Source organism: Limosilactobacillus caecicola (assembly GCF_943192935.1).
GTDB lineage: Bacteria > Bacillota > Bacilli > Lactobacillales > Lactobacillaceae > Limosilactobacillus > Limosilactobacillus caecicola.
The window spans coordinates 74,526-97,638 of sequence record NZ_CALPCI010000005.1; the positions used below are offsets into that span (position 1 = coordinate 74,526).

At 46.1% G+C, this 23,113-nt stretch carries 25 protein-coding genes and 2 tRNA genes; 5 read left to right on the plus strand and 22 right to left on the minus strand.

All coding sequences use genetic code 11. The features are described 5' to 3' along the window. Nucleotides 1-16 precede the first annotated feature (16 nt). From coaE to NFR43_RS07580, 7 genes are all read right to left on the minus strand, one after another. Nucleotides 17-616 carry a dephospho-CoA kinase gene (coaE, locus tag NFR43_RS07550; RefSeq protein WP_251548007.1) on the minus strand — a complete coding sequence of 200 codons (600 nt, stop codon included), beginning with the start codon at nucleotides 614-616 and terminating at the stop codon, nucleotides 17-19. Next, complete coding sequence (mutM, locus tag NFR43_RS07555) at nucleotides 613-1,446, minus strand: bifunctional DNA-formamidopyrimidine glycosylase/DNA-(apurinic or apyrimidinic site) lyase (RefSeq protein ID WP_251548009.1); 834 nt, start codon at nucleotides 1,444-1,446, stop codon at nucleotides 613-615. The genes coaE and mutM overlap by 4 nt, the downstream gene beginning before the upstream one ends. A gap of 101 nt (nucleotides 1,447-1,547) precedes the next feature. After that, the gene (gene polA, locus NFR43_RS07560) at nucleotides 1,548-4,211 is read right to left on the minus strand and encodes a DNA polymerase I (RefSeq protein ID WP_251548011.1); all 2,664 of its coding nucleotides are present in this window, start codon (nucleotides 4,209-4,211) and stop codon (nucleotides 1,548-1,550) included. 101 nt (nucleotides 4,212-4,312) lie between these two features. After that, nucleotides 4,313-5,020, minus strand: a complete 708-nt coding sequence (locus NFR43_RS07565) for a Bax inhibitor-1/YccA family protein (protein ID WP_251548013.1) — start codon at nucleotides 5,018-5,020, stop codon at nucleotides 4,313-4,315. 81 nt (nucleotides 5,021-5,101) lie between these two features. Then, entirely contained in the window at nucleotides 5,102-6,409 is a 1,308-nt protein-coding gene (gene murC, locus NFR43_RS07570; RefSeq protein WP_251548015.1) for a UDP-N-acetylmuramate--L-alanine ligase, read from the minus strand. A gap of 16 nt (nucleotides 6,410-6,425) precedes the next feature. Continuing rightward, the gene (gene ytpR, locus NFR43_RS07575) at nucleotides 6,426-7,064 is read right to left on the minus strand and encodes a YtpR family tRNA-binding protein (protein WP_251548017.1); all 639 of its coding nucleotides are present in this window, start codon (nucleotides 7,062-7,064) and stop codon (nucleotides 6,426-6,428) included. Nucleotides 7,065-7,211: 147 nt separating this feature from the next. Continuing rightward, the gene (locus NFR43_RS07580) at nucleotides 7,212-7,532 is read right to left on the minus strand and encodes a thioredoxin family protein (RefSeq protein WP_251548019.1); all 321 of its coding nucleotides are present in this window, start codon (nucleotides 7,530-7,532) and stop codon (nucleotides 7,212-7,214) included. Nucleotides 7,533-7,694: 162 nt separating this feature from the next. Between NFR43_RS07580 and NFR43_RS07585 the strand changes: the two genes are divergently transcribed. After that, a complete protein-coding gene (locus tag NFR43_RS07585) occupies nucleotides 7,695-8,033 on the plus strand; it encodes a hypothetical protein (RefSeq protein ID WP_251548021.1) in 339 nt (112 codons plus the stop codon). 92 nt (nucleotides 8,034-8,125) lie between these two features. Here the strand turns inward: NFR43_RS07585 and NFR43_RS07590 are convergent, their stop codons facing one another. From NFR43_RS07590 to NFR43_RS07605, 4 genes are all read right to left on the minus strand, one after another. Continuing rightward, nucleotides 8,126-8,860 (minus strand): transaldolase family protein, encoded by a 735-nt coding sequence (locus NFR43_RS07590; protein ID WP_251548023.1) that lies wholly within the window; start codon nucleotides 8,858-8,860, stop codon nucleotides 8,126-8,128. 338 nt (nucleotides 8,861-9,198) lie between these two features. Continuing rightward, nucleotides 9,199-9,843 carry a tRNA (guanosine(46)-N7)-methyltransferase TrmB gene (trmB, locus tag NFR43_RS07595; protein ID WP_251548025.1) on the minus strand — a complete coding sequence of 215 codons (645 nt, stop codon included), beginning with the start codon at nucleotides 9,841-9,843 and terminating at the stop codon, nucleotides 9,199-9,201. 11 nt (nucleotides 9,844-9,854) lie between these two features. Further along, complete coding sequence (locus NFR43_RS07600; protein ID WP_251548027.1) at nucleotides 9,855-11,054, minus strand: ABC transporter permease; 1,200 nt, start codon at nucleotides 11,052-11,054, stop codon at nucleotides 9,855-9,857. After that, nucleotides 11,047-11,784, minus strand: a complete 738-nt coding sequence (locus tag NFR43_RS07605) for an ABC transporter ATP-binding protein (RefSeq protein ID WP_251548029.1) — start codon at nucleotides 11,782-11,784, stop codon at nucleotides 11,047-11,049. The genes NFR43_RS07600 and NFR43_RS07605 overlap by 8 nt, the downstream gene beginning before the upstream one ends. Before the next feature lie 128 nt (nucleotides 11,785-11,912). On the opposite strand from NFR43_RS07605, the gene NFR43_RS07610 reads away from it, so the two are divergent. Together NFR43_RS07610 and NFR43_RS07615 are read left to right on the plus strand one after the other, a co-directional pair. Beyond that, on the plus strand, nucleotides 11,913-12,344 hold the full coding sequence (locus tag NFR43_RS07610) for an HIT family protein (RefSeq protein WP_251548031.1): 432 nt from the start codon (nucleotides 11,913-11,915) through the stop codon (nucleotides 12,342-12,344). A gap of 1 nt (nucleotide 12,345) precedes the next feature. Next, on the plus strand, nucleotides 12,346-12,555 hold the full coding sequence (locus NFR43_RS07615) for a hypothetical protein (protein WP_251548033.1): 210 nt from the start codon (nucleotides 12,346-12,348) through the stop codon (nucleotides 12,553-12,555). A 47-nt stretch (nucleotides 12,556-12,602) separates the two neighbouring features. Here NFR43_RS07615 and NFR43_RS07620 read toward each other — a convergent pair whose 3' ends face one another. The 7 genes from NFR43_RS07620 to NFR43_RS07650 form a co-directional block, all read right to left on the minus strand. Continuing rightward, nucleotides 12,603-13,598 (minus strand): peptidylprolyl isomerase, encoded by a 996-nt coding sequence (locus NFR43_RS07620; RefSeq protein ID WP_251548035.1) that lies wholly within the window; start codon nucleotides 13,596-13,598, stop codon nucleotides 12,603-12,605. Nucleotides 13,599-13,694: 96 nt separating this feature from the next. Further along, nucleotides 13,695-14,654: a 3'-5' exoribonuclease YhaM family protein gene (locus NFR43_RS07625; RefSeq protein ID WP_251548037.1), complete on the minus strand. Its 960-nt coding sequence runs from the start codon at nucleotides 14,652-14,654 to the stop codon at nucleotides 13,695-13,697. 70 nt (nucleotides 14,655-14,724) lie between these two features. Then, nucleotides 14,725-15,075 carry a YlbF family regulator gene (locus NFR43_RS07630; protein ID WP_251548039.1) on the minus strand — a complete coding sequence of 117 codons (351 nt, stop codon included), beginning with the start codon at nucleotides 15,073-15,075 and terminating at the stop codon, nucleotides 14,725-14,727. A 55-nt stretch (nucleotides 15,076-15,130) separates the two neighbouring features. After that, on the minus strand, nucleotides 15,131-17,263 hold the full coding sequence (locus NFR43_RS07635; protein WP_251548041.1) for a PBP1A family penicillin-binding protein: 2,133 nt from the start codon (nucleotides 17,261-17,263) through the stop codon (nucleotides 15,131-15,133). Between the two features lie 195 nt (nucleotides 17,264-17,458). After that, nucleotides 17,459-19,150, minus strand: a complete 1,692-nt coding sequence (gene argS / locus NFR43_RS07640; RefSeq protein WP_251548043.1) for an arginine--tRNA ligase — start codon at nucleotides 19,148-19,150, stop codon at nucleotides 17,459-17,461. A gap of 261 nt (nucleotides 19,151-19,411) precedes the next feature. Next, nucleotides 19,412-19,482: transfer RNA gene (locus NFR43_RS07645), tRNA-Gly, on the minus strand. 46 nt (nucleotides 19,483-19,528) lie between these two features. After that, entirely contained in the window at nucleotides 19,529-19,867 is a 339-nt protein-coding gene (locus NFR43_RS07650) for a hypothetical protein (RefSeq protein WP_251548045.1), read from the minus strand. Between the two features lie 131 nt (nucleotides 19,868-19,998). Here NFR43_RS07650 and NFR43_RS07655 point away from each other — a divergent pair, with 131 nt between their 5' ends. Together NFR43_RS07655 and NFR43_RS07660 are read left to right on the plus strand one after the other, a co-directional pair. After that, on the plus strand, nucleotides 19,999-20,331 hold the full coding sequence (locus NFR43_RS07655) for a hypothetical protein (RefSeq protein WP_251548047.1): 333 nt from the start codon (nucleotides 19,999-20,001) through the stop codon (nucleotides 20,329-20,331). A gap of 27 nt (nucleotides 20,332-20,358) precedes the next feature. Next, nucleotides 20,359-20,431: transfer RNA gene (locus NFR43_RS07660), tRNA-Arg, on the plus strand. A 177-nt stretch (nucleotides 20,432-20,608) separates the two neighbouring features. On the opposite strand, the gene NFR43_RS07665 is transcribed toward NFR43_RS07660, so the two are convergent. The 4 genes from NFR43_RS07665 to NFR43_RS07680 form a co-directional block, all read right to left on the minus strand. Continuing rightward, nucleotides 20,609-21,805: a LysM peptidoglycan-binding domain-containing protein gene (locus NFR43_RS07665; RefSeq protein WP_251548058.1), complete on the minus strand. Its 1,197-nt coding sequence runs from the start codon at nucleotides 21,803-21,805 to the stop codon at nucleotides 20,609-20,611. 43 nt (nucleotides 21,806-21,848) lie between these two features. Then, the gene (locus tag NFR43_RS07670; RefSeq protein ID WP_251548048.1) at nucleotides 21,849-22,118 is read right to left on the minus strand and encodes a hypothetical protein; all 270 of its coding nucleotides are present in this window, start codon (nucleotides 22,116-22,118) and stop codon (nucleotides 21,849-21,851) included. Next, entirely contained in the window at nucleotides 22,108-22,428 is a 321-nt protein-coding gene (locus NFR43_RS07675) for a hypothetical protein (protein ID WP_251548050.1), read from the minus strand. Before NFR43_RS07675 ends, NFR43_RS07670 begins: the two co-directional genes overlap by 11 nt. Nucleotides 22,429-23,032: 604 nt before the next feature. Beyond that, a partial coding sequence (locus NFR43_RS07680) for an XkdX family protein (protein ID WP_275087111.1) occupies nucleotides 23,033-23,113 on the minus strand: 81 nt, incomplete at its 5' end.

Sequence of the window (23,113 nt, forward strand, 5' to 3'; positions counted from 1 at the left end):
AAGGTATTATAACATATCAAACTTTTTTCACATGGCGAAGCCAGTTAGCAACCTGCTCTTCCAAACCTGCGACCGAGGAATTGTTATCAAACACCACGTCGGCTTGATCGATTTTGTCCTGGATGGGCATTTGACTAGTAATCCGCTCCTGGGCCGTTTGCTGATCCATGTGGTCACGAGCCATTAGTCGTTGCAACTGGGTGTCCGGATCCGTGGCAACGACCATGACCTGATCACAAGTGGTTTGGTAATGACGTTCGAAGAGCAAGGGCGCGTCCAAAAAGATTAATGGAGACTGCTGATTGCGCAGCTCATCCAATTGGCGCACGATTTTAGCCCGGATCAGCGGTTGTAAAATTTCATTTAGTTTGGCAAGTTGCGCGGGGTCACTAAAGACGATTTCCCCTAATTTTTTGCGGTTCAGCTGGCCATCGGATTGCAAGATCTCGTTACCAAAGGTCGCGACAACCTTCGCCAGGCCACTTGTCCCTGGCTCGACGACCTGGCGGGCAATTTGGTCGGCGTCAACAATTGGGTACCCCTGACGCCGCAAATAGTTACTAACGGTACTTTTGCCGGTCGCAATTCCACCGGTCAAGCCAATTATTTGTGTCATTTTTCGATCAATTCCTGACAGTGTGGGCAGTAAGTGGTTCCCCGTTGGGCTACCTTGATTTTGATCATCTTCGTCCCACAACGTGGGCACTTGTCACCTCCATGATCATACGCTTTGAGGTAGTCTTGAAACCCGCCGGCGTCCCCAAAGGCGTTTTTGTAGGTGTGAACCGTGGTCCCCTTATGTTTGGTAGCGATGGCAATTTCATCAATGATGTTTTGGCGCAGCACCTGCGCTTGTTCATGGGTCAACGTGTTAGCGGGTTGTTCAGGGTTAATCTTACTCATCCAGAGCACTTCGTCACAGTAAATGTTCCCTAACCCCGCAACGTGACTTTGGTTCAAAAGGAATGGTTTGATCTTACCACGACTCTTGTGCAGGATTTTCTCAAAATAATCCAGGGTAAAGTCCCGCTCAGTTGGTTCCGGGCCAATCGTCTTCAGACCGCCATAGTCCATTTCGGTCCCTGTTTTAACTAGCCGCATTCGGCCAAACTTCCGGGTGTCACGGTAGCAAAGGTCGGTGCCATCCGCAAAGTGGAAAATGACATGAGTGTGCTTATCAACCGGTGTCCCGGTTTTTTGAGCGTAATAGCTTCCTTCCATCCGCAGGTGTGAAATCATGGTTAAATCATTGGTAAAACGAAATAGCAAGTACTTACCACGCCGATCCACCTGTTCAATCGTTTGGCCCACTAACGCCTCCCGGAATTCTTCAACGTCATTTTCAATCGTTTTGCCGTAATTCACGTCAATTCCAATGATTTTGTGACCGGCCGCAATCTGGTTTAATCCCCGCCGGACCGTTTCAACTTCGGGCATTTCAGGCATTATCAACCACTCCTTCTCGTTTCTTTAGAATAATTATAATCTAACTCGTAGAAAAAGCAAAACACGATCCTACAACATACAGAATCGTGTTTTATTGATTATTACTTCAAATCGTACCAGGTGTCACCAACCTTGCTTTCTACCTTCAGTGGCACGTCAAGTTTGACCGCCGAGTCCATCACTTGAGGGACTAATTTCTTTAATTGTGGAATTTCCTCTTGCGGTGCTTCGAAAATCAATTCGTCGTGAATCTGAAGCAACATCCGTGCTTGCAAACCAGCATCCTGCAACTGCTGATTCATATTGATCATTGCAATTTTAATGATATCAGCGGCACTCCCTTGGATTGGAGTGTTCATCGCCGTCCGTTCCGCAAAGGACCGGCGACTAAAGTTTTTAGCATTAATGTCTGGTAAGTACCGCCGACGGTGGGTGATGGTTTCGACATAGCCCTGTTTCTTGGCCGTTTTGACAATCTGGTCGACGTATTCCTTAACCCCTGGGAATTCTTGGAAGTAGCTTTGGATAAATTCGTGGGCCTGTTTCCTGGTGACATGGATATTTTGTGACAGCCCATAGTCACTGATTCCATAGACAATCCCGAAGTTGACCGCCTTGGCTTGGCGCCGCATGTTCGGCATCACCTCTTCATCGGGTAAGAGGTGGAAAATCCGACGGGCGGTACTCTCGTGAATATCCTTGCCATCAATAAAGTCCTGTTGGAGAGCCTTGTCACCAGTAACGTGGGCCAACACCCGCAATTCGATTTGTGAATAGTCACTGGAGAAAATCCGCCATCCTGGTTGGCTCGGTTTGAATGCCCGCCGAATCTTGCGCCCTTCTTCGATCCGAACCGGAATATTTTGCAGGTTCGGGTCAACAGAGGACAAACGACCCGTTTGCGTCAGGGTCTGAAGGTAACGGGTGTGAATTTTTTGGTCTGCAGAATGGATAACTTTCAACAGGCCGGTGATATAAGTTGACTGGAGTTTCGAAATTTGCCGGTAGATCAGGATATTATCAACGATCGGTGCACGACCCTGCAGTTTTTCTAAGACTTCAACCGACGTTGAATAACCTGTCTTGGTCTTTTTGATCACCGGTAACTTGAGCTTTTCAAACAGAATCGTGCCAAGTTGCTTGGTGGAATTGATATTAAATTCTTCGCCAGCCTCTTCATAAATCGCCTGTTCTAATTCTGCCAAGCGTTCCTTCAGCTTGCTCCCCATATTCTTTAACGTCTGGGCGTCAACGTGGACTCCGGCAATTTCCATCTTGGCGAGCACGTGGGAGAGTGGCCGCTCAATGTCCGTATACAGCGGCCATTGTTCGTTCTCCTTGAGTTGCTTAACCAGTGGTGCTTGCAAGTCCGCAATGACCCGGCCCTTTTTTGCTAGGTGCGTAAAGAATGCTTGATCATCATCCGGGATATGGCGGCTCTTCCCCTTACCGTAGACCTCTTCATCGGTCGCGACATCATAGTAATCGTGTTCATGGGCTAATTGACCCAGATCATTGCTATTGTCGTTGGTATTGAGGAGATAGGAAACAAGGAGGAAGTCAAAGTCGAGCCCTTGAAATTCGATGCCGCGCCGGTGTAAGGCCACTTCATGGGCTTTGGCATTAAAGGTTTGCTTCTTAATCGTGGGGTCTTCGAGCAACTTTTTCACCACAGGATGGGTCAATAATTCGGCATCCCGACTAACCCACCATTGTCCACTGGCCCCAAGCACGAAGCCATCAATTGAAGCCACATGGTAATTGGGGTCCGCCATTTCAACGTAAAGCGTTAATTGGTCCTTAATGCTAGCTAATTGATCAACATTTGCCGCCGTTAATTCCGTATAGTCAACCGGCCGGGATTGATGTTGGTCATCCGCCCCCGGCGCAACGTTCATTTTGGCCAGGAAAGACTTAAAGTTCAACTTTTCAAACAAGGCCACTAATTCGTCCTCTTGCGGTCCTTGGTAGGTAATGTCTGCTAACCCAATCTTGATTGGCGCATCCCGCCGAATACGTGCTAAGTCCTGGCATTGCCGAGCAATGGCTTCCTCATTAATCAGGTTTTCCTTGCGCTTGCTCTTCTTCATCTGGTCGATATTGTCGTAAATACCGTCCAAAGAACCGTATTCCTTGATCAGATTGATCGCGGTCTTTTCACCAATTTTGGTCACTCCTGGATAGTTATCAGAGCTATCCCCCATCAGAGCTTTGACATCGATGAATTGAGTTGGGGTCACCCCCAGTTTTTCTTCCATGTATTCCGGCGTGAAGTGCTCTGTTTGGGTCACCCCTTTTTTGGTGACCGCCACTGTCGTATTAACAGTCGCCAACTGCGTCAAGTCCCGGTCCCCAGAAACGATCAAGGTTTGGTAACCGGCGGCATCGGCTTCCTTCGCCAGGGTCCCAATAATATCATCAGCTTCGTAATCTGGTAACTCGTAGCTGTGGAGCCCTTCCGCCTCCACCAGTTTCCGGACGTATGGAAACTGTTCCGTCAATTCTTCAGGAGTTTTGGCCCGGCCAGCCTTGTAGTCAGCGTACTTCTTGGTCCGGAAGGTCGTCTTGCCAGCATCAAAGGCAACTAATGCGGCGTCCGGGTGAAACTTGTCTAAGACGTGGTCCAACATCAGCTTAAAGCCGTAAATAGCCGCGGTATGCAGCCCATCCTGGTTAGTAAACCGGTCTAATTGGGTATGCATGGCGTAAAACGCACGAAAGACAATACTATTACCGTCAATCAATAACAATTGCTTTTTGGACATGATTTAACCTCGCTCTCTTTCTTCAACCATTGTACCAAAAAAAGAGCGGAACAGAAGTAATTGCTAACTTCCGTTTCGCTCTCTCAGTGATGAACCGCTCACTAGTTGCGGTCGCTCATGCCAAAAATTTGGAGAAGTGACAAGAATAAGTTGATGAAGTCCAGATACAGTTGTAAGGCACCTAAGACGGCGAGCCCACCAACGGATGTTTGAGATCCGTAATTCATATAAATGTTCTTCATCTTTTGGGCATCCCAACCGGTCAAAACCACAAAGATAATGACGGCAATGTAAGAGAAAATGTAGGTAATTGCCGCACTCCGCAGGAACATGTTAATCAAGCTGGCGATGATCAAAGCCACCAAAGCAGCTAGTGCATGGCTCCCTGCCCGGCTTAAGTCCCGCTTGGTCACCGTTCCGTAAATCGCCATCGTAATGAAGACCGCTGACGAAGACAGGAAGGCCGCAGCGATGTTGGCCGTCGTGTAGGCCATTGCGATCAGTGAGAACTCAAAGCCGTAGATCACGGAAATTACCATCAGCATGATGAAGCTACCGGCCGGATTCCGTGTGGCACTGAAGCTAATTCCCATCGACAGGGCGATTGGTAACAATAAGATCAACCAAATCATGCCGCTGTGTTGGGTCGCAAACGCTAACGTTGCCGCCCGGAATGGCACCATCGTCAGGTAAGCGACGAAGGCGGAAACAATCACGGCTAAAGACATCAAACCATACATTCGCGTTAAGAAACTATTTAACCCCGCCGTATTGACTTCTTGGCGTGGTTGTTGTGAAAAATTATCCACGATTATTCCTCCTCAATTTTACTATCTATTCGTAAGAGAAATGGTAGCAAATCCCACTCATGCAATCAAGTAATTTAACAATTACTTTAATAATTCAGCGTACCGGTCCTCGTATTTCTCGATATCACCGGCACCCATGAAGACAACGACAGCATTATGGAATTGCAAAAGTTTGTCCATCGAATCCATGTCGATGTCCTCACTGTCCGGAATTAATTTTTCCAAATCAGCACTGGAAACGTGCCCAGCATTTTCCCGAATGGACCCAAAAATTGGCGTCACGTAAGTTTTATCAGCCTTACTCAGAGTTTGCCCAAATTCGATCAGGTAAGCTTGTAGACGGGAATAAGTGTGTGGTTGGAAGACCACGACCAATTCTTTATCTGGGTACTTTTGCCGGGCCGCATCGATCGTCGCCTTGATTTCCGATGGGTGGTGGGCATAGTCGTCAATGACGGTCATGTCACCAAGCTTACTTTCACTAAAGCGCCGTTTAACCCCAGTGAAGTTAGCTAATTCTTTTTGAATGGCAACCAAGTCGACGTGTTCCATGTAGGCCACCGCAATCACGGCCAAACTATTAAGCACACTGTGTTCACCATACAAGTGAATCGTGAAGGTGCCTAACTTTTGGTCACGGTAGTAAGCATCATAGGTCGAGCCAGCTGGCGTCCGTTGAATATTCTCCGCGCGGAAGTCATCCTGCGGGTTCGTGCCGTAATAGTACACCGGGACATCAACATCTAATTGGCGTAGGTTTGGGTCATCACCCCAGACAAAAATCCCCTTCTTCACTTGTCGTCCGTAGGTTTCAAAGGAGTCTTTGACGTCATTAATGTCCTTGAAGTAGTCCGGATGATCAAAGTCGATGTTGGTCATAATGGCGTAGTCTGGGTGGTAAGCCAAGAAGTGATCACGGTATTCGTCGGCTTCAAAGACAAAGAACCGTGAGTCTGGTTCTCCATGGCCGACCCCGTCACCGATCAAGTAACTGGTGGGTTCAACATTCGACAGCACGTGCGACAACAAACCGGTGGTACTGGTCTTGCCGTGAGCCCCGGCAATTCCGATTGAGGTGTGTTGTTCAATGACCTGTTCGACCGTTTCTGGATAGGTCTGCACCGTCAGGCCCATTTCCTTGGCCCGGACAATTTCTGGCTGGTCATCGCTAAAGGCGTTGCCTTTGACCACAATCATGCCCTCCTGCAGGTTAGCCGGATCAAAGTCGTAAATTGGGATTCCCGCCTTTTCCAGTGGTCCTTGGGTAAAGGTTTCCTTGGGGATATCAGAACCGGCAACCTGATTGCCTAAATCGTGTAAAATCCGGGCTAAAGAAGCCATCCCAGTACCCTTAATTCCGACAAAATAATAACTTTTTTGCTTATCCATGCTTGTGATCCTTCCTTTAGGCAAAGAGTTGGTTTCCACGGTCAAAGTCGAAGGCGGCCCCGTTTTCGGCAAAGTCATCATCTAAGATGAGGCAACCAGGTTTGTGAGGGGCATTCTTCAGGCCTAATTCCCGTGGCGTACAGATCATGCCATCACTTTCAACCCCGAGCAATTTGCCTGGCCAGATCAACTTGCCGTTTGGCATCATCGTACCGACGGTTGCGGCAACCACCTTAATGTTTTCCCGCAAGTTGACGGAGCCACAGACGATTTGCCGCTTTTCGTTGCCAAAGTCGACCGTCGCAATGTGCAAGTGATCAGACTTTGGATGCTCCACCACCTTTTCCACGTAGCCGACTTGGAAATGGGGCTTGGTGTTCGCGGTAATGGTTTGGTCAAACCCGGCCTTGGTAATCACGTCGTTGATCTTGGCTGCTTGGTCGGCAGTTAATTCAACGTTCCCGTTGACGTCCGCTAATTCTGGTAGTACTTGGCTGGCATTCAACAGGTTGTAACCCAGTAATTGACCACTTTTTTCGTCCAAGATTTGGACTACCGAGTCTTGGACCTTTTCAGTTTGGTCACCGTGACCATCAGCCACCATCAGTACTAATACATCGCCCATTTCATGGGGATTGTAACTTGCGATTAGCATTTTTTAAATCATCCCTCTTATTTATACTTTTTCTAAAGATTACACAAATTTGATTGTACCATAAGCCAGCCCTCCCGGGAGGATTTTGCCAAAAGAAAAAAGGCTGAGTTTGTGCTCAACCTTCTTTTAACGCTTCTCGCGAGCTCGCTATTCAACACTTTGTAAAAAGTCTTCGACCTGTTGTTTTGTTTTCCGGTCTTTATTAACAAAACGACCCACTTCTTGACCATCCTTGTACACGACAAAGCTTGGAATCCCCATAATCCCCAGGTCAGCAGCTAAATCGATGTTTTCATCACGGTCCACTAACAGGAAGGTGTAATCAGCGAAATCCTGTTCAATTTCTGGCATTGCCGGCTTGATAAAATTGCAGTCTGGGCACCAATCGGCGGTAAAGAACAGCACGTATTGACCCTGGGCAATTTTGGCGTTCAACTCATCTTGCGTCATCTTTGGTAACTTTTCCATGATTCTCCCTACCTTCTTTTCTTATTATTTGTAAGTAATTTTACCATATTCAATCACAAATGGCGAATCATTCGGTGAACTTGTTAAGAATGCTTGCTGGCGGTCCACCCACTTGTTAGAATACAACTGATTTGAAATTCACGACAGAAAGAGAAATGCATAATGAATAATAGTAAAAGTTTTGCGCGTCCCTGGATCATTTCCGCAACCCTCGGGCTCTCCAGCCTTCTCGGTTTGGTAGCCGGCCACCTGCTGACCAACCGGAAGCAAACGGCGAACCAAATTTTGCAGCAAGTGATTGCTGATTTTAAACACGAAGGTACCGTGGAAGGGAGTTGGATTGACCACCATTCCTTCCCGTACCAACGGTTTGCCACGAAAACGATGGTTTACCGCGGTGGAATCCAACGGCGGGAAGATGACCAGATGATCGATTATGTGTTCCTGGCGGATGCCTACACCGGATCGATTTTAAAAATTCAACGACTTGATCGTCAATAACAAAATAATCGCCATCCAGGGCTGTGCCTGGGTGGCGATTTTGCGTTCACAATCTAATTATTTCATTTAAAAGCAGTCTTATAAAAGCAGTCTTATGCGGTCACCGCATTATCTAAAATACTAAAGCCAAGGGACTTGATATCACGGTCAAAGCCTTGCACGGTATCCAACGCCACGTCATCGGGGGTGAAGGACCGGCGTTCATTGTACTTTTGCAAAATGACCGGTGGAACCGTGATGATGTCTACACCTAATTGAGCCGCTTGAGTAATGTTGTAAACTTCCCGTGTGGAAGCCCACAGGGTTTCAACATTATCAAAATCACTGACCATCGCAACAGAATTTTTTACAAATTCAATCGGATCGGCCCCGGTGTCAGCCACCCGGCCAACGAACAGTGAGACAAAGGCAGGCGTACTTGGGCACAGCGCTGCCAAAGCAGCTTGGACTTGCAGGTCCGTGGTGATCGCCGTGACGTTGACCTTAATGCCACTAGCGGAAAGCTCATGAATTAAGTCGGTGTTGTACTGACCTTCCAAGTTCATAATCGGAATCTTCACATAAACGTGATCACCCAATGAAGAAAGGATTTGAGCTTCCTTCTTCATGACTTCCGGCGTTTGACCAAAGACTTCAAATGACACACAGTAGTCAGGAAATTCACTCACCACTTGTTTTGCAAATGGTAGGTAATCCTTGACCCCGGCCCGCTTCATCAATGACGGGTTGGTGGTAAAGCCACTCAAATAATCATTTTTAACCATTTCCCGCATGGCGTTAATTTCGGCGCCATCCGAATAAATTTTAATAGCATTCTGTTGTTCCATTCTTTTGTTCCTTTCACAAATTAAAAACTATACCAATTAATTTTTAATCAATCCACGGTCCCTATCTTGCCATTCCCAGCCGGCCCCGTCAAGGGATTCTTTCACAAAACCAGCGGCAACAAAAATGGTAACCATTAACAACCATCATTTTGAGCAACCGGTTGTTTATCAATGCTTTCAGTGGTATATTGATTGGCAACCGTTTAGCAAAACGCCATCAAAAATTTCACAAATTATTTTCTTAACATTTTCTAAATCGGAAACTAGACCAATTTATTATTACTAATCTCATTTCACAAAAAAACAGCTGAGCAATTGCTCAGCTGCCGTATTCTGAATTAATTATCAAAATGAGCACTGACCTTGTAAATTGGTTGCCCCAATTCACTAAACTTGTGCTCGTATTCCGTTTCCACGTTATTGGCATTTTCGTCACTGTGGTGGAGGTCTAGCCAGATCCCATCAAATTTCATCCCATAGTTGTTCAGACTCATCAATGAGAATTCAAAAAAGCCCATATTATCGGTCTTGAGTTCTAAACTTCCCTGCGGCCTAACCACTTTTTCGTACCCCCTTAAAAAAGTGTGGTAAGTCAAGCGCCGTTTCGTGTGCCGCTTTTTGGGCCAGGGATCAGAAAAGTTTAAAAACAGTTTATCAATTTGGTGATCCATAAAAAAGTCGGTAAGTTCGGCCCCATCCGCACAAATGAATTGCAGGTTTGGTAATTCTTCTGGGAGGGCCTTTTTAAGGGCAATCGCCGCCACCGTTTTTTCAATTTCCAAGCCAATGAAGTTAATCTCGGGGTGCTTCTTAGCCATGCCAATAATAAATTGTCCCTTCCCCATCCCGACTTCTAATTGGATCGGTTGTTCCTTTTCAAAACGGTCTTGCCAATGGCCCTTTACCGTAGCGGGGTCCAGCACCATTTTTTCTGGATGGGCGGCCATCAGTGGCTCCGCCCACTTTTTGTGTTTTACTCGCATCTCTTTTCTCCTTATCTATCAATTTTATGAATGCGGTAGCGTAAATAACGCCGGGTCAAGATTGGAATCTCAACAATGGCAATCACGGCATTGATCAGCACTTGTTGCCAACTCAAGTGGGTCCCCAACGAGGCGATGACCAGGACAATTCCTACGACTAGCATCACCTTTTGCACCAGTACTTGAAAATCTTGAAGTTGGTCCTGTTTGGTGAGTGGATAAACGTATGAAAAGACGTTATTCGCAAATAAATCGTAGAGGGACACTAGTTGGGCCGCAATCAAATACAGGGCCAACGCCATGATGACGGCATTCAGCCAGGTCACCGGCACAAAGATTAAGATCAATGCCAGCACAACCGTCAATCGACCAACCAAGTCACTGAGCTCCGGATTACGGACAAAGCCCCGGCCATAGAGCAACCGCCAGGCCGAATTTTCCCCAATCCAGGACAGGAGTGGTTGCAGATACCGACGGCGTTTGACCCGCCCCTGCAGGTTAGGCACGTCCGTAAAGAGGTTGAAGAACCGGTAGACACTTGCCATCCGGTCCTCTTCCACCTGGACTGCCCGCCGCCAGAAAATCGCGGGTGCTCTGGACAAGATGCCCCACGTCACCACTACCCCCAGGATCGCAACAATCAGGCCAACTAGCGGACTAGTAAACCAGGTCAGCAACCAGACGACAACTGGAAGGAGCCATTTGGCCCACTGTAGTCCCGGCAAATGTGCAGGGGTAACCATTAATTGGAGGTTGGCCAAGTTCAACCAACTACTTTTGACCAGTACTGCAGTCATGACTACCGCGATAATTGACCAGGTGGTCATTTTGTAGGTCACCATCGCAAGGGGTAGGGCAATCACGATCCCCACTAGTGAAATTAGGCTGGCCAAAATCCAACTATACCCATAAGCGCGTCTGAAATATTGTGTCATTCGTGAAGTTTGTGGGAGCAAGAAAACCGGGTCTGCCCTTTTCACCAGGGTTGCCAGTCGTCCCAGTTGGGCAAAGACCACCATCCAGGCGACCAGCACCAATTTGACAAGCCAATTATTCGCTGGAATCGTCGGTAATAATTGGGCGTACCCGTAAGCTAAAGCCCCAAACAAGAAGAAGAGGGCAATTACAAAATGGTCATTAAAAACAAGCCGCCAGTACTTCAGCAATTCCAGGAAGTGCTTTTGGCGCCGTTGTTGAAACAACTTACTCATGGCGATCACCCGCTGCAATATTCAGATAAATTTCATTTAACGAAGCATTTGGATCATCGTTTGCTTGGCGCATTTCATCGAGGGTGCCGGTAAATTTGACGCGCCCATCATTTAAGAGGACGAAACGGTCACAATATTTTTCCGCCGTATCGAGGACGTGGGTCGACATCAGAATGCTGGCGCCCGCCTGCTTCTTTTGTTCGATTAACTGCAAGAGGTCTTGCACCGCCAACGGGTCCAACCCATAGAATGGTTCATCGACGATAAATAGTTGGGCATCCGTCATAAATGCACAGACAATCATGACTTTTTGCTTCATTCCCTTAGAAAAGTCTGCCGGAAACCAATCTAGTTTATTGTCTAACCGGAAAGTTTTTAATAAGGCTGTTGCCCGTTGCCAAGCAGCATCGTGGTCCAGTTGGTAGGCTTTGATCGTGACCTCAATGTGCTCACGCAAGGTCAATTCATCATATAAAATTGGCGTTTCTGGAACGTAGGCAATTTGTTGCTTATACGCCACGGGATCATTCTGCAGGTCATGATCATTCAAGATAATCGTACCTGAAAATGGTCGCAGTAAGCCAATCAAGTGGTTAATAGTCGTCGATTTTCCAGCCCCGTTCAGGCCGATTAAGCCGACCAATTCACCAGGTTCCACGGTAAAACTAACCTTGTGGAGAACCGGAATTTGGGAATAACCACCGACTAAATCAGTAACTTTTAATGTCATGCGACACCCCTTCTTTGTTCTTTTGATCTTTTAAGTTCGATTATAGCATACCGGCCATTTTGGTATACGAATCACGTTGAAATGAGTTATACTGAAACCATCAATCTTAAAAGAAATGAGGGATCAGGATGACTGATTGTGTATTTTGCAAAATTATTAATGGTGAAATCCCGAGTTACACGGTATACGAAGATGACGTGGTCAAGGCGTTCCTCGACATTTCTCAAGGGACCCCTGGTCACACCCTCGTGGTGCCTAAAAAGCACGTCAAGGACATTTTCGCCTACGATGACGAATTAGCGGCTGCGGTCTTCTCCCGCTTACCAAAGATTGCGCGGGCCATCAAGGCTTCTAATCCAAATATTGTCGGGATGAACATTTTAAATAACAACGGTGAAGTTGCTTATCAATCCGTTTTCCATTCCCACATTCATTTAATTCCCCGTTACTCAACCAAGGATTCCTTCAGTATTAACTTTACTGACAATTCGGCGCAATACGATGAAGCCAAGTACAAGGCCGTCCAAAAATCCATCATTGACCAACTGGAGCAGGATTAAGATGAAGCCTAGTAAACAACTCTGGCAAGCTGCCAAGCAAGTCGGTACGGCCTGCCATGAATTACAGCAAAATCTCCAAAAGTTGCAAGAGCGACAACACGACACCATCAAAGTCACCCATGCCTTGCAACGCCGGTGGATCCGGTATAACTACGCTAACCAGCCACATTATGAAAGGCTCCAAAAGATTTTCACTAAGATGAGCAAATAAAATAGACCAGCGCTTTTGAAACGCTGGTCTATTTTTTCTATCCAGGATTAGTTCGAGCTGCTGGATGAAGCAGAACTGTCACTGCTGGAGCTAGCACTACTTGAAGAACTGGACGAGCTTGATGAACTCGTTGAGCTAGTAGAACTGCTGCTGGAACTTGGGTTCAAGTATTGAGAAAGGATGTTTTGGAGATCCTTATCCTTGATTGAAACGTTCCCCTTCTTCAGAACCTTGGAGATCACCTTTTCCATGAATGATTGGTTATTCATGTTAGTTTCCACGATTTGCGTCTTCAAATCAGAAATGTGGGCACTCTTGGCACCCTTAGCTGGGTGCTTGATCATGTAGATCACTTGGTAACCGCTGTCGGTCTTAACTGGTTCAGTCGTGTATTCACCAGTCTTCAGCTTAAAGGCAGCCTTCTTGTATGCGGAGTCCACAGAGCTGCTCGTGTTATCGAAGGCTGGGACAATCCCACCGGTACTCTTGTTGGAAGTATCGGTCGACTTGGACTTCGCTAACTTCTTAAACTTCTTGAGCTTATTGCCACTGGTACTGTTCAATTCATCAATGATGGATTGAGCTTCTTCTTTAGAACCAACCAAAATTTCAGCAGTTTGCACCTTTGGTTGGTACTTCTTCCACTGCTTGTTGATTGCGGAGTTCGAGAACGTGGAGTAATGACGAACCGCAGCTTCAAGTAATAACCGGGACTTAATTTGTTGTTTGAAGGACTTTTCAGTCAACCCTTGTTGTTGCAAAACGGCACTGAAGGAAGAACCGTATTGTGACTTATAGGAGTTGTATTCCTTATTGACTGCCGACTTGGAGATTTGACTACCGTATTGCTTTTGCAAAACCTTGTCCAAGATCATTTGTTGCAAAACAGCCTTCCCTTCGGAAGTGCTCTTCATACTGCTGTAATATTCAGCTTGGGTAATCTTACCACCACTCGTGGTAGCGACTGCCTTATTTCCACAGGCAGCTAATGGCATCATGACGGCAACTCCCGCAATGATGGCTAATAATTTCTTTGATTTCAAATTATTTCACATCCCTTAATAAATTAATCACCAATCTAATATAACATACTCAGCAAAATATTCACGCCATCTAACAAAACGTTTATGAAAATTTCATTATTTCTTCGTAATGTCCGCTGGCTTAAAAAAGGCCTGATTGTCCATGGCAAATAAGCGGTCAGAGAACTCGCCGGCCGCAGTTTTACCAAGCGCCGTTTGCATCATCATAATGGACGCGTCCAATTCATCCAGGTGGTGGAGAATTTCTGCTTCAAGCAGGGCTGGGCGAACCGGGGAACCGTACTCTAACAATCCGTGGTGGGATAAGACCATATGACGAAGCAGCACGACCTCTTCGCTCTCGTAATCCAGGCCCTCGGCCTCACAGACGGCACAAATTTCGCCGTCAATCAATGGAATATGGCCCAATAATTTGCCACTAGTGGTGTACTGAGTTCCCACAGCACCGGATAATTCGACCGTCTTCCCTAGGTCATGAAGTAACGCTCCCGCGTATAGCAATGATGCATTAATACCCGGATACTGGCTAATCACACTCTTCGCTAACCGCAAAATGGATAGGGTGTGGTAGGCCAAACCGCCGGTAAAAGCGTGGTGGTTGGTTTTGGCAGCCGGGGAGGTAAAGAAGGCTTCCCCGTGCTTGGCAATCAATTTATTGACGATCAACCGCCACTTTGGCTCCGTAATGGCCATCACAAACGGACGCAGGTCGTTTTTAATCTGCGCCTCGCTTTCTGGTGCCTGCTCAACATACAGTTCCGGTTGGTTTGGTTCCTCACTAGTCGCCAGCCGCACCTCGTCAATATTGACTTGCGGGCGTCCCTGGTAGCTCGTCCGTTGTCCCGTTAGATGGACCACCAAACCAGGTTGAAAAGTTTGGACCTGGTCATCGCTAACGTCCCATAAATTACCTGACAATTCACCCGACTGATCACTAAAGGTCATTGCCAAATAATTGGCACCCTTCTTGGTCGACCGCACTTGCGCATCTTTAATTAAGGCGAAAATACTAATATTGTCGCCTTCTTGAAAATCATTAATTTGCTTTTCTGCCATCATGCACCTCAAATGAAAAAAGGCGGTACTGAACCAGTTCGGTTCATTACCACCCCACGATTAAAAACGATTAGTCCATGGCCTTCTTGTAGAGCTCTTGAATTGGCGCCGTGATGGTTTGGTTTAATTGTTGCATCATGTTGTCCATTTGTTGCTCTTTTTCCATCAACTTCTTCACAACGTCTTTCTTGCTGACTTCATTAGCCAGGTTTTGCACGTTCTTGATTTCGTCTTCACTCAGTTGTTGACCTTGCATTTGCTTTTGTTGAGCTTCCCGTTGGGCCTTTTGGAACTTCTTAAAAAGATCAAAGGACTCTTGATCAGCCATCATGTCGTTAAAGGCAGTCTCCAAAGCAGTGAATTCTTGGGTTTCCCGCATTTGCTTTGCCAAATCATTGGCAGTGTCATAAATATTAACCATGAATCTTCCTCCTAAAATTTCATTATTCACATTGTATCATGCTTTCGGCCGGAATTTAAAACATTGAGCGAATTCCGCTCCATAATTGACTTGCCTTGTTGCCAAGTTCATTGGCGCCCTGCTTAACCTGCTCAGTTAACTGGTCCGTCCAACTACTGCTGGAGCTAGTATTTGCTTGTGCCTTTTCCTGGGCATCTTTGACCGTAAACTTGGTGCCACTCGTGTTTGGTAAGAGGCTACTCATTTCGGTTTTGAACAGTGAGTTAATATCCGTGCTTTCAACGCTGGAAAGGTACTGATTCTTTTTAGCATTATCGTAACCTTCCCAAGTGGCCACCACGACATCCGGTGTGTAACCGATAATCCATTGGTCACGGTCGTTATTATCATCTTTCCCGGTGTCGGTCGTTCCGGTTTTACCCGCCAGGGTATAGCCACTCGGCCGCGCTGTTTTGGCCGTCCCGTGCTTGAAGACCCCGATCAGCATACTCGTCATTTCGTTGTCAACCTTCTTAGAAATAATCCGTTTCGTCTTAATTTTTTGGTCGCGCTTAATGACTTTTCCAGAAGAATCCTCAATCTTGGTGATAAAGTGCGTCGTTGGCAGGCTCCCACCGGAAGCAAAGACGGAGTAGGCACGCGCCATTTGGGCGGGTGAAACCCCCTTCGTCATCCCACCGAGGGCCAGTGCCAGGTTCTTGTCACTCTTCGTCACTGGAATGCCAAACTTTTGTGCCATACTGTAACCAGCGTTTACCCCGATCTTATTCAACAACCACACGGCTGGAGCATTCAGACTTTCGTAAACCGCTTTGTACATTGGGACAGTGCCGCTGTACTGGTTATTGTAGTTGCGCGGTGTGTAGTGATTACTACCGTACGACTGCTTTTTATCCTGCAGACTTGAATCATAGAAATAACCGTGTTCCAGAGCCGGTGTATACACCGCAATCGGCTTCATTGTTGAACCAGGTTGCCGGGACATTTGAGTTGCTCGGTTATATCCCCGGAAAACATGGGTGCCACGGCCACCGACAATGGCGGTAACCCCACCGGTTTTCGGGTTCATGGCAATTGAAGCCGATTGAACCGTCGCTCCGGTACTGGATGGAAAGTTATCGTCGTCATCGTAGACATTTTGCATGGCTTTTTGTTGGCCCTGGTCAAGGGTCGTATAGATCTTATAACCGTTATTCATGACCTCTTTTTCGGACAAGTGATAACGGCTAATGGCCTCACTAATGACCGCATCAAAGTAATATGGGTACTTGTAAGTATCCTCATACTTATAACCATTGGAAACGGTCAGCGGGGTCTTCTTGTACTGATTGGCCGCTGATTGACTCAACTTTTTATTTTCCACCATTAATTGCAAAACTACGTTCCGGCGTTGCTTGGCGGCTTGTGGGTGGTTAACGGGGTCATAAATCCCTGGGGAAGTCAGCATTCCCGCTAACGTGGCCGCCTGCGGCACCGTCAGTTCACTCGCGTTACAGTTGAAGTAGCGCTTAGCAGCGTCTTGAATGCCCCAGACACCGTGACCAAAGTACGCGTTGTTCAAATACATGGTCAAAATCTGTTTCTTGGAATACTGGTTTTCGACCTCAATTGAGATAAAAATTTCTTTGGCTTTTCGTGAGAAGGTTTGTTGCTGGGTCAAAAAGGCATTCTTGACCAGTTGTTGGGTCAGGGTACTCCCCCCACCAGAAATGTAATTCCGGCGCAACAGTTTGTTTTTAATAAGTAATAAGCCCGCGCGGCCAAGGCCCCGAATAGAAAAACCATGTTCGTGATAGAAGCCGCGGTCTTCTGTCGAAAGAACCGCATTCGGGACGTTTGAAGAAATTTTATTCAATTGGACATAGGTCCCCTTTTGTGAATAAAGACTCCCGGCCTGCTGATTCTTATGATCATAAATGATGGTATTTTGCTGGAGTCGTGACTCAAGCTTGCTGACCCCGGCCGTCTTCGCCACGATGGTTAAATAGGTACTCATGATTAAAAACAGGGCCAGAACAACAACAATGATCCAACGGGTAAGCTGATAACGGTGCCAAAAACGCCGCAACCATTCACGAAAACGGGCCCAATAAGGGTGGCACCACGCCCGCAAACGAGCCCAATGGTCTTTCACCCAGGCCTTCAATCGTTCTTTGAATTCATTATTACCTTGTCGTGTCGGTTTCATGTGATCCTCCAAACTATTACAATCCAGACAATTTTATCACATTGCCTTTCTAAAAGCCGATCCCCGAACGCTAGTTTATCAAATTCTTATCCATCTTGAGGAAAAGTCCCCATAATAATAGCAAAAGGCCCAGGAATGCTGATTAAACAGTCTTCTCGGGCCTGATTTGGTTTGCTAAATTGTCTTGCAGGGTGATTACATTTCATCTGGTGCCTTGACACCCAGTAGTGCCAGTGCGGACTTCAATACTTCGCTGACTGCCTTAACCAGGGCTAAGCGAGCGTGCCTTTCATCATCATCGACCAAAATCCGGGTATGGGCATAGTACTGGTTGAAGTCCTTAGCTAATGCTAGGGCATATTTACCAATTAAGGATGGGTCATATTCCTTGGCTGCCCGTTCAATAACTTCGCCATATTGTCCTAAGCGGGTAATGATTCCCCAAGCTTCATCACCGGAAAGAACCAATTGATCAGTTTCTGCAAAGGTTGGTTGTCCAGCCTTCCGCAAAATACTTTCTGCCCGGGCATGGGCGTATTGGACATAGGGACCGGTTTCCCCTTCGAATTTAACCACTTCGGACAGTTTGAAGTCGATCGAGTTTGTCCGTTCGTTCTTCAAATCATGGAAGATTACGGCACCGACACCCACCTGTTGGGCGACTTCGTCAGCGTTGGCCAACGTTGGATTCTTTTCCGCGATTTGTTGCCGCGCCAACTTGATCGAGTCATTCAAGACATCTTCCAATTGGACAATGTTCCCCTTCCGGGTCGACATCTTTTGGCCGTTGAGGCTCATTAACCCAAATGGAATGTAGTGAATTTGTTTCGACCACGTGAAGTCCATTTCGCTCAGCACCGCCTTTAATTGGTCGAAGTGGTTGCGTTGTTCTGCCCCGACCACGTAGAGTGCTTGGGCAAAACCGTACATCCGCTTCCGGAAAAGGGCTGCCGACAAGTCACGGGTAATGTAAAGCGAGGAACCGTCCGACTTCTTAATCAGGGCTGGATTGAGATTGTACTTATCGAGGTCAACAATCTGGGCCCCCTTGCTTTCCTTCAACAGATGCTTATCCTGGAGCAACTGGTCAATTTCACCCATCTTGTCGTTGTAGAAGGCTTCACCATTGTATGAATCAAAATCGATATCCAGGAGCCGGTAAATCTTCATAAACCGCTTCAAAGATTCGGCCCGGAACCACTTCCATAACCGGTAAGCTTCCGCGTCACCATCTTCGAGCTTTTTAAACCATTCCCGTCCCAAATCATTGTATTCTGGGTGGATATCAGCTTCGGTATTAATCTTGACATAGTACTTTTGCAGGGTATTGATTGGGTCAGCTTTAACCTCGTCTTCATTGCCCCACATTTCGTAGGCCGCCATCAGCTTCCCAAATTGGGTTCCCCAGTCACCAAGGTGGTTAATTCGAATTGGGTTAAACCCAACTTTGGCCAAAATGTTGGCAATCGCGTTTCCGATCACTGTTGAACGCAAGTGGCCCATCCCCATTGGCTTGGCGATGTTTGGTGAGGAAAGGTCAATGGCTACGTTGGCCAAGTGTCCCAAGTCCTGAGAACCGTAATTATCCGGATCAGCAAGGATCGTCTTAATGATATTCTCGCCGACCACCTGCTTGTCCAAGAAGAAATTGATGTATGGTCCCGCCACAATAACCTTCTCAAAACCATCCTGGTTGATTTGAGCCAGCAAGTCCTGAGCAATCATTTGCGGTGCCTTGTGCAGCGTCTTAGCCAGGAAAAAGGTTGGAAAGGCGTAGTCCCCGTTATTGGCATCTTTGGGCCGTTCAATCTTGGCAGCGATCTCTTCTGCTGAAAGATCTGGTAAAGCTGGTTGTAAAGCTTGAATGACTTGTTCACGTTCGTTCATAATATCCTCCTTCAAATAAAAAACGCCCCTAACGAACACTGCTGTTCATTAGAGACGAGAGTTCCCGCGGTACCACTCTAGTTGAATGTTAATTCCACTTAAAAAGTCATTTACTTGTTAGTTCTCGCACGCTTCTGGGGGCTCCTGACCCGTCTTGCACCATCACGGATTCGCTAACCAGGAAGCTGGCCCATACTCCTCAAGAACCATCACCACACTAAATAAAAAAGCATCATCATAAACAGACGGTGCTCCGTGGTAAGCGGGTAACGAGAATCGAACTCGCGACTCAACCTTGGGAAGGTTGTGTTTTACCACTGAACTATACCCGCATAAATCAAATCGGTAAAACTACCTATTTGATAATAACATATTTTTCTACTTGTCAGTAGTCTTTTTTGAATTTTTTGTCGTTTTTCGTTTCCGAGTTGACTTGTTGGCCTTCGCAGCCTTTTCCTTGGCTTCCTTTTCTTCCTTGGCTGCTTCTTCACGGTCTTCGTCCGTCCGTGGCACCGCCTCAAGGATTTTAGCAGCGGACTTCCGGACGACTGCCCGTTTATTTAATTCGTTGACACTGGTTTTATCTGCAGGATCAAAATCATCGATCGACATCATAATTGAATTATCGTAAACTTTTTCTACCGTTCCAGTGAAATCGTGCTCTAATTGACCGAACTTTTCGGCTTTAACCACGTCACCAATCTTAAAGTAAGTCATTCAATCCACCCCATCATTCCTAAAATCAGTAATGATCAATATTTTACTCATTTTCGACCAATTTTTCAAGTTATCTGAATTGTCGACAAAAGAATGATAAAATAAACGTATTCTAATCTGGAGGAGTTATTATGATCAATCTGTTGCTTTCTATCGTCTGTGGTCTATTCTTGATCATCAGTGTCGCTTGCGGCATGCATTCCGCCATTGACAAGCGCACCAGTACCTGGCTAGTCATTACCAGACTCCTTCTCTTCATCCTGTTAATTGCCAAAATTGTATTTTTCCTTCACGGATTACCAATGGCCAATTGGCTGTTCCTCTTGCAAATTATTTTACTAATCGTTTTGTTGGTCATGGTGGAAATGATTTTTCGCCGCAAACTCCTGACCTTCGGGGTTCCATGGCTGGCATTGATTTTAGAATTGACCACCACCGTCATTGCCGTCATTTGTATTTTCTAGGATCAAGCCTATAATAGACATTAATTGGCGCTCTTAGTGTAACTGGATAGCACATGAGATTTCGGTCCTCATTATCAGGGTTCGAGTCCCTGGGAGCGCATTTTTAATAAGTTTTATATAATTCTTCAAACCCCGTAAATGTTGTTAAATCGGCACTTGTGGGGTTTTGGTAATTCCATAAAATTCGTTGAAATTTGGAGGTTGGCACACATTTGGCACACATTCTAAAATCAAAAAAGCCCCAGCAGAGCATTGCTCCACTGGGGTTTAATTTTCCTTATTTGAATGCACCATAAGGCACATGATTATAAGCATTCCGCACGGCAATGTAACCATAGCCGTTAGCGCGTGGTTGACGCACGTAGATGAATCCATTGTGGTTGGACCAAGCGTCATACTTGATCGTCGCTCCCGGACCCAAGTACGCAATCGCTGATGAACTTGGTTTAGCACCCCACCGGAGGTGTAACCATGTTGTGGAAGTGAACGTACCATTTTCCTTATGCCAGGTATCGCCCATATTATCAGTCCAGGTGTTTGAACCAGTATTAGGCTGAGCAATTGGTTGGTTCACCTTATTATCAACCTTTTTGGAATCATCCTTGTCAGCGACCCGCAGGACCTCACCAGGATAGATCGCGTTGTTGATAGTTTGGTTGTTCAGGCTTGCTAACGTGTACATATCCATACCGTACTTGTGAGCAATTGACCACCATGAGTCGCCACGCTGTACCGTGTAGTTATGTGTGTCTTGGTGCAGTTGCTTCCCAGCGTTCATGGCCGGGGTGTTGGTTTGGGGCTTTTGCGCATTGCCATTCTTATAACCATTATCCGTAATCCCGGTTAAATCAATGTTACCGTCCAATCCACCGGCAATGTAAGTGGAAGTAAATTGGAAAATTGCCACATTTTCAAATGACGGGAAAAAGTTATAGTTTGGATTTGGCGTCACCGCATAGTTAGGATATTCGGCCAACCACAGCGGATATTGGCTGGCAATTTGATGCAAGTCAAGGTGACTGGTTAAGAAGTTCTTATAACCATACAGCACCGCGGTGTAGCCAGCATCTTGAACCCGTTTCAACGCATACAGCACTGAATCCGTATCTGGGCTACCACTTTCTACATCCAGCGCCACAATTGAACCCTTCGGTGTTTGCACCTTTGGTAAGTAGTAATTCAGCATTTGGTCCGCTTGCCACCGGCCACTGAATTGCGCATAGATATAGGTGTGCGCCCGCCTACCCATTGCAATGGTATTTCGAACCTGAGTTGGATAGGTGTATTGTTCGACAAAAGATCCATTGTAGTAACCACCAACTTGGCTAATGGAGAATTTGTCGTTGGCATATCCCCACTTCCCGTTAATGTCTTGATACTTAGACCAGTCGACCCCGTGATCACCCTTAGCGGCTTTAACTGTCGTAACTTCTTGTTGAGATAACGTCACGGCGTTAGTTGTAATTGGCGCAATTAAAAAGACACTCGCAAATACAATTGCCAGTGCCTTCGTCAGCTTATTTAGTTTGTGTTTCACTCGGTCCACCGCCCTTCAGCTTGTCTGGTGTTTCAACTTCACCGTTACCTTCGACAAACCCACACAGTCCCAGAATGGTTAGGATTGTGTTAATAATACCGGCTACGCTGTCCCAATGACCATATGAGAAGCCACAGGCCACCAGGATTTGTTGTACCAGCACAATTACAAGCGTGATGAATGAAGCTAGTACCGTTTTATTGATAGTTCCATCTGCGTTCAAAAATTTCTTCTGAATACTATTTTTCATAACGTTCATCTCCCACCCGTTCTTTCAACCTCGCAATTTCTACATTGATTTGATCAATTGCCTCGTCATGTTTATCAACACGCTTAGTTAGACCAGACAAATCTTTATTCAACTGTCTCAATAATTGCGAAAGTTCACTGACGTTAATTTTGAAATCGGTTAGGTCATGGCGCAATTCGTCAAAGTCCTTTCTGTTGGAATCGTGAGCAGTATTTTTTGTCCAGGTTTGAAAAAGATTAAAAATCACTACGATTAGCGTTCCTAGAGATACGACTTCTCCCCAGCCAAGACCCAATAATCCATGAGGCATAGTTTCATCACCACCTTAAATTGTGTATAATAAAAGCGCCTGCTCGCATCCAAGCGATTAGGCGCCAAACTGTCTTCGCTAACTAGTTAAACCAGTTTTTGAAGATCCATTTAATTAATTGTTTTACGTGCTTATTAGGCACGATCAGCAAAACTATGCACAAATGGTGCATTGGAGTCACCTCCAAACGCACACTTACATTGAAAGGAGCTACCTTTCAGTGTGCTTTCGTATTGTAACATAAATTTTCTATGTTATAATACGTGTATCAGTAAGATTATGCCGGTGTGCAAAATAGTACTAAGGTAGCTCCTTAGGCTGAACCGGTTGGGGCGCTTAATAGGCGCTCTTTTTTATTTGGCGGATACCATTTGGTATCTGCCTTTTTTTGTATTAAGTATACACTAACGGAGAAAATTAATAATAACAGCTAATAGTAGAAGAGCATATCCAACTATCCAAACCCCATATAGTTGCATAATCCAATAGATTTTATTTTTCATGAAGTCACTCCCTTGATCACCCGCCCATTAGAAAAAGCCCGGTAGTGAACCGAGCTTTAACATAATGTACTGTGTATTTCGTAGGCGAGTGTTTAGATAAACTAAGCAGCTGCTACATAATCCTTACCGGTGATTTCTTTATATTGATCAGCAGTAATTGCTCCTAAAGGTACATATCCTTC